Origin of the sequence: Pseudoalteromonas sp. T1lg22 (genome assembly GCF_002964645.1) — a bacterium.
Lineage (GTDB): Bacteria > Pseudomonadota > Gammaproteobacteria > Enterobacterales > Alteromonadaceae > Pseudoalteromonas.
Genome location: NZ_PQBY01000006.1, coordinates 587,431 through 594,151, shown reverse-complemented (window position 1 = coordinate 594,151; position 6,721 = coordinate 587,431). Strand labels below are relative to the sequence as shown.

Genomic DNA, 6,721 nt, shown 5'->3' with positions numbered 1-6,721 from the left:
CTTCGGTTTCTCGTCACCCAAACTCAGTAGTGAAACGAAACAGCCGGATGGCCGGCCCCGGTCGAGGATAGTGTGGCATTTGCCATGTGAAAGTAGAACATCGTCAGGGCCTTATTAAACGAAGAACCCAGCCTAGTGCTGGGTTTTTTCGTTTTAAAGACGTGATGTTCTACTTGAACAGGTGACAAAAATGTCGGGAACATTTTTGAACGCCGAAGGCGGCCCGTAGGGCGGAGGGCAGGATAGCCCGGAGTAAAGTAGTCGCTACTTCGTAGCGAGCCAGGGCCTTATTTAAAGAAACCCGTTGCAGCAATGCAGGGGGTTTTTTGCGTTTGTAGGTCGGCCTTTTAGGCCGACATTGCGGCATGGATCTGCACATTGCTCTACTACCGCCCTCCTTGTCGCGGTTATCGGCAAGATGCTCCTGCATTGTTTAATGTTGGCCTAAAGGCCAGCCTACAATTCTTGGCGGCAAACCCCGAGCTACAACGCAAATCCCGAATAGCCTGGTCTCATCATGGTTGCCAGTACTTTTACGCTTATGTTACAAAGAGTTTTTGTTCATGAGCAACGACTATGTATGAGCTTTATCATTGGTTTGATCTCTTAGGTGTAGCCGTTTTTGCTATTTCCGGCACGCTCTTGGCTCATGAAAAAAATATGGATGGATTTGGCGTGATCGTCCTGGCCGCTGTAACCGCCATTGGAGGCGGAACACTGCGCGATATGCTTTTAGATGTGCCGGTATTCTGGGTGTATGACACCAGTTACTTTATCACCATATTAGCCACGGTTTTTATCACCATAATGTGGCTTAACTATAAACCAAACTTTCCTCACTACTGCTTGCAACTCGCCGATGCTCTGGGGATCGCCTTTTTTGCCATAATGGGGGCTCAAAAGGCGCTGGAACTTGGGGTGCCGGCAATGACGGCCGTGATCATGGCTGTACTGACAGGGTGTTTTGGTGGCGTTATTCGCGATGTTTTGGCGCGAGAGGTGCCCATGTTGTTAAAAGGTCCCTTGTACGCCATCGCCTGCGTTGTCGGGGCCGGTTTATATATATTGCTTCTGCACCTGGGAACCAATCCTGAGTTGGCCATGTGGCTCGGTGGTATCGCTACCTTGCTGGTGCGCCTTATTGCCATTCGTTGGAATCTGGGTTTATACGTTTTCCGATATCCTAGCTAGACTTAGATTAACTAGTCAGGCAAGGAGACAGGGATGTGTCTTTAGCGCAAGTATATACTCGTGAACAAATCGGCATCGAAGCCATTGAGGTGCGTGTTGAAGTGTATCTCGGCTCCGGCCTGCCCAATTTCAATATCGTTGGTTTACCCGAAACCTCGGTAAAGGAAGCCAAGGACAGGGTGCGCAGTGCCATAGAGAATAGCCATTTTATCTTTCCTAACCAACGTATAGTCGTCAACCTGGCTCCCGCCGATCTACCCAAGGAGGGAGGGCGTTACGATCTTGCCATTGCCGTGGGTATACTCATTGCTTCGGAGCAGCTTAAGTTTGCGAATCTTACTCAGATTGAGTTGCTGGCCGAGCTTGGCCTTGATGGACAATTGCGCCCCATTCGTGGGGTGATCCCTTCGGTTATGGCTGCCAACAAGGTTAATCGCCTGGTCTATCTAAGTGCAGAGAATCAAGGTGAGGCAGCATTAATCGACACAGCTCGGGTTAAGTGTGCTCATTCATTACAGCAGCTCTGGCACGATCTTTCCGGGCAGCAAGAGCTGGACTTGTTGACTCCTTTGCCCATTGAGCAAAAGATCACACCCGCGAGTGTCGATTTTAGTGAGGTCAAGGGTCAGCCCATGGCAAAGCGGGTGTTAGAAATCGCTGCCGCAGGTGGCCATAATGTGTTGTTTAGTGGTCCTCCGGGTACAGGCAAGTCCATGTTGGCACAGAGGTTTGCGACCATATTGCCGCAGATGTCCACGCAACAGGCCTTGGAGACCGCCGCAGTATATTCAGTCTCGGGAAAGCCTATCGATGCCAGCCAATGGCTGCAGCGTCCTTTTCGCAGCCCTCATCATACCTGCTCGGCGGTAGCTCTGGTTGGCGGTTCCTCTAAACCTAAGCCGGGTGAAATTTCCTTGGCTCATAATGGTGTCTTGTTTTTAGATGAGCTACCCGAATTTGAACGTAAAGTGATTGATAGTCTAAGAGAGCCGATGGAAACCGGTAAGGTCACCATCTCACGAGCCGCTCAGCAGGTGGATTTTCCCGCACGTTTTCAGCTAATTGCTGCACTGAACCCCAGCCCTACCGGGCATTATAGTGATAAGCGGGCAACGCCGGATCAGGTGATGCGCTATCTGGCGCGTATTTCCGGCCCCTTTATTGACCGCATCGACCTGCAAATTGAATTGCTCCGCATTCCCAGTGCCCAGTTGCTCTCCTCGCAAGCAGAGGAAGACAGCGCGACCATTCGTACCCGGGTGATCGCCGCCTGGCAAAGGCAGCAGCAACGCCAAGGCAAGGCTAATGCCTTGCTGTCGGTGCAAGAGCTGCAGACTCACTGTGCGTTAACTGCCTTGTGCCGGGACTATCTTGGTGCTGCCAGTGAACGCTTCAAGCTGTCGCCTCGCTCTCATCAACGTATTATCAAGGTGGCGCGAACCATAGCCGACCTCGCCGGCGAGCAGGAAATTTCCCAAGCCTGCATTAAAGAGGCTTTAAGTTATCGCGCTTTTGAGCGCATGGTGGCAGCTCTGGGGTAATTGCCATTGCGCCAATATTTACCAGCTGTTAACATTGTTGAACTAGCCAAATTGGAGTGTTCAATGAAAAAGTGGATTTTTGCGGCCGCGTTATTACCTCAACTTTGCTTGGCAAATGCTAGCGATGCCATGACTTTTTATCTTGATCAGCAATACCAAAAAGCCTTTACCTTATTTGAGCAAACCGCCGAACTTGGCGATGGCCGCAGTCAGTTTAATCTTGCAGTGCAGTACTTACGCGGACAAGGAGTGAAGGCCGATCCCATCAAGGCCTACGGTTACTTTTCTGTGGCCATGGATAATGGCTTTAAAATGGCCGAGCAGGCGAGAAAGTCTGTGGCTCGCCGCCTAGATAAATCCCAGTTAGCACAAGCTAAAAACTTGGCCGACGAGCTTATCGCTCGCTATGGCAAGCTAGGAACTCAAAGCATCAATTATGAGTTGAGTCGTACGCTTACTTATAATCCGACCCGGGAGAAAACCGCCAACCCAGCTACCGCTTACCCCGATTCTCTGCAAAGCGATGGTGTGCCGGGGCTGGCCAGCTATCTATTTGATATAGATGAAAACGGCGTGCCGCGGGATCTGCTCTTGCTGAATTCCTATCCGGCTCCCGAGTTCGGCCAAAGCATTGCCGAAAAATTACGCGAAACTCGTTTTGTTGCCGCCGATAAAAAGTTCCATAATGCCATTATTCGCGGTGTTTTCGCCGGTGCCCAAGACAGTGAAATGAGTCAAAAGCTTAAGGCCAGGGCACAGCAGTTATTACAGCAGGCAAAAAGAGATGATGTGAATGCCCAGGCCGAATTAGCTCAGGTATTAAAGTTGTTGGATGAGCAGCCACAATATCATGCTATCGACGGTAGCGTGAAGGCCATACCAGTAGTTGCGCCACAAATAAGTTTTAGCAGTATTACTCAGCCAGAATTTATCAAGCAGGAAAAGTTAGAGACTACTTACTTTACCTTTTCTTACCTGGTTAATCTGAATGCCGAGGGTAAGGTGGTTCATTGGCAGCCGTATAAGCAGGTGAATATTCCTAGGGTCTTACGCAAAAAATCCGAAACCCTGATGAAGCAGTGGCAGCTAAGTGCCGCTGATGGAGAGCTAAAAGACCAAAATTGGTACCGGGTGCAGTTTTTCTATAATAATCAGGTCGCGAATTCAGCGTATTTGAATGACCAAATAACTGCCCATGTTGAGATTAAGCCGCTGAGTAACAAAGAAGAAGAACAGCAATGGCGTTATTGGCAGCATAAGGCAGCTATGGGAGGTCACAGCGATACCCTGTTTCAACTTGGGGTGAACTGCAATCTGCGTCTACTGACTTTGGCGGCGAAACAAGATCATAGTCGGGCGCAATTACAGTTGGGCAAATGCCTGATGACCAAAGCCGATGGTTCTGCTGTTTATGCGGAGCAGGCTAAGCATTGGTTAGAAAAAGCGGCGGCGCATGGCAGCCTGATCGCTAAGCGTAAGTTAGCCGGTTGGTATGTACGCTATTCCGATAATGGCAGTGAGCTGGAAAAGGCCATAGAGCTGGCCGAAGAAGTAGCGGATGAGAATGATCATCCCCTTGCCTATGCTTATCTGGCAGCGGCACATGCCAAGCTGGGCAACTTTGAAGAGGCGGTTGATTACCAGCAGCAGGCGGTGAATGAAGCCAATGAACAGGCCTTTGAGCCGACGCCCTTCCTGCAGTCGCTTGCGGCCTACCAGCAGGGTAACATTCTGTTTTAAAGCCTTAACTTGAAGAGGCATATAGCCTTTGCCGCGTACCGTGACAATGCGCTTTTGCTCTTTTTCATCGCCTAGCTTTTTACGCAGGCGCCCTATCAATACATCCACAGTGCGATCCGTGGGGCTCCAGTCCGGCTGACCAATTTCCTCTGACACCTTCTCCCGCGATGTGGCTTTACCCGCATTGGCAATTAAGCAAATCAATACCTTGTGTTCTGCCTCGGTAAGCCGCAGTTCTTCGTTTTTGGCGGTGATCAGGGTGCGATTATCCGGGTGCAGTTTAAAGTCTGCATATTCGATATATTCGGTGCTGTCACTGACCGGGCTAGCTGCGCCATGCAGGCGCTTATATACGGCGCGCATACGCAATTCGAGTTCAAGTAAGTCAACGGGCTTGCAGATATAGTCATCGGCTCCTTGTGCCAGACCGGCGATGCGATCCGACTGCGAGTCCCGGCTTGAAAGCATGATCACGCCGATCTCGGTAAGGGTGCTTAGCTCCCGGGCTAAGGTGAGGCCATCCTTTGCGGGTAAGACGATATCGACTATGGCCAATTCGATGGCATGTTGGGAATCGCCCTGTGATGCTTGCGCCAAAGCCAATGCTTGCGCCCCTGTACTATCGACCTGGATGCAAAACTCGGTATCGGCAAAATGATTTTCGATGCGCTTAACGAGTAGCTCATCGTCTTCAACAAGTAACACATGAACGGGCATATGGTTTTACCTAGCGTATTATTGACCTAAGGAGGCGGCAGTATTGGCTCCAACTTTATAATGTAATGGGCCCACTGCCAACTATTTACGACAAAGCCGAGGCCCGTGTTTGCTGGATTAATCAGATCAAGACAAGGAGTATGCCCCTTAAATTGCGCCACCATTATATTGCTCACGGCGGTTTTTAGCCCCGGCTATTAATCCTCCTTTGAGGCGAAAACTTAAGCGAGCAGGGCTAACAGCAAGATGATATACAGGCCACTGACCAGCAGCTGGATCAGACAAAAACCCATAATGTCTTTGGCCTTTAAGCCGGCAATTGCCAGAACAGGAATGGCCCAAAATGGCTGGATAAGGTTAGTCCAGGCGTCGCCCCAGGCTACCGCTAAGGCCACAGATGAAACCGGCACCTCAAGGGCCTGCGCGGCGGGGAGTAGTAAGGGTGCCTGCACCGCCCACTGGCCGCCTCCCGAAGGCACAAAAATATTCACCAGGCCGGCGCTAAGAAAACTCCATATCGGCAGGGTCGTACTATCGGACAGGGCGATAAACAGCTCAGAGATGTCTTTGGCCAAGCCGCTTTGGCTCATCAGCGCCATCAAGCCGGCGTAAAATGGAAATTGAATGACAATGCCGCTGCCGCTACGCACCGCATTATTGAGTTGGCTAATAAGCGCGCTGGTGTTGGGTTGCAATAGCAGGGCAAAAAACAGAAACAGGGCGATAATGGTGTTGAGGTTTAAGCCCTGTGCACCCGTATAAAAGCTGCTGCCCAAATAAATCAGACCCAGCAAACCTAAGGTTGCGGTAGGCCAGCGTGCCTGCTCTAAGGCATTGCCCGCCGCATTTTGCTGTGTCGTTTCCTTATCTCCCTGCAGTTGCTCTGTATCGACATAAACGGCGTCCTGCGCCTTGGGTAGCAGCAAGTAATTAAGCAGGGGCAAAATGATGGCCAGGCCAATCACCAGTGCCAAATTCAGTGTCGAGAACAGGGTTTGCGAGGTGTCTATCAGACCAATTTGCTGTTCGGCAAAGTGCCCCGGTGTGGCAATGGTCAGAGGGATCGAACCGGATAAGCCGCCATGCCAAATAATAAATCCGGAATAGGCACTGGCTACCAGCACCCGGTAGTCAACGCGACAAAAGCGCGCCACCGCTTTGGCAAACAGGGCGCCAACCACCAGACCAAAGCCCCAGTTAAGCCAGCTTGCTAAGAGGGCGACCAAGGTAGTAACGACCACCGCCTTGCCTGGCGTATTAAGGCGCCGAGCGACAAAGTTTAAACCGCGCTCGACACTGGGAGTGGTTGCCAGCAGGTAGCCGCATACCAAGACCAGCAGCATCTGCATGGCAAAGGTGAAGAGGTTGCTGATGCCGCCGCCCCACATTTGCACCAAGGCCAAGGGCGAGTGATCACTGCTAATTAACGCGAGCGCAAAGCTCACTAGGGTGAGCAGCATGACGATCAGCAGCGGGTCGGGCATGTATTTGTCGGTCAGTTTGGCTATGGGTTTGGCAATTTTGGCTAGCAT

General features: G+C 51.1%; 4 protein-coding genes and 1 pseudogene. 3 read left to right on the top strand and 2 right to left on the bottom strand.

What is annotated here, in order from left to right; all coding sequences use genetic code 11:
* The first annotated feature begins 576 nt into the window (after window positions 1-576).
* The 3 genes from C2M24_RS04960 to C2M24_RS15955 all read left to right on the top strand — a co-directional run bounded on the left by C2M24_RS04960 (window position 577) and on the right by C2M24_RS15955 (window position 4,472).
* Window positions 577-1,191: a trimeric intracellular cation channel family protein gene (locus tag C2M24_RS04960; RefSeq protein ID WP_105213495.1), complete on the top strand. Its 615-nt coding sequence runs from the start codon at window positions 577-579 to the stop codon at window positions 1,189-1,191.
* A gap of 35 nt (window positions 1,192-1,226) precedes the next feature.
* Window positions 1,227-2,732, top strand: a complete 1,506-nt coding sequence (locus tag C2M24_RS04955) for a YifB family Mg chelatase-like AAA ATPase (protein WP_105213494.1) — start codon at window positions 1,227-1,229, stop codon at window positions 2,730-2,732.
* A 63-nt stretch (window positions 2,733-2,795) separates the two neighbouring features.
* Window positions 2,796-4,472 carry a hypothetical protein gene (locus tag C2M24_RS15955; RefSeq protein ID WP_158683691.1) on the top strand — a complete coding sequence of 559 codons (1,677 nt, stop codon included), beginning with the start codon at window positions 2,796-2,798 and terminating at the stop codon, window positions 4,470-4,472.
* 18 nt (window positions 4,473-4,490) lie between these two features.
* On the opposite strand, the pseudogene C2M24_RS04950 reads toward C2M24_RS15955, so the two are convergent.
* Both C2M24_RS04950 and C2M24_RS04945 read right to left on the bottom strand, forming a co-directional pair.
* A pseudogene (locus C2M24_RS04950) lies at window positions 4,491-5,189 on the bottom strand (winged helix-turn-helix domain-containing protein); the annotation flags it as partial.
* A gap of 221 nt (window positions 5,190-5,410) precedes the next feature.
* On the bottom strand, window positions 5,411-6,721 hold the full coding sequence (locus C2M24_RS04945; protein ID WP_105213493.1) for a short-chain fatty acid transporter: 1,311 nt from the start codon (window positions 6,719-6,721) through the stop codon (window positions 5,411-5,413).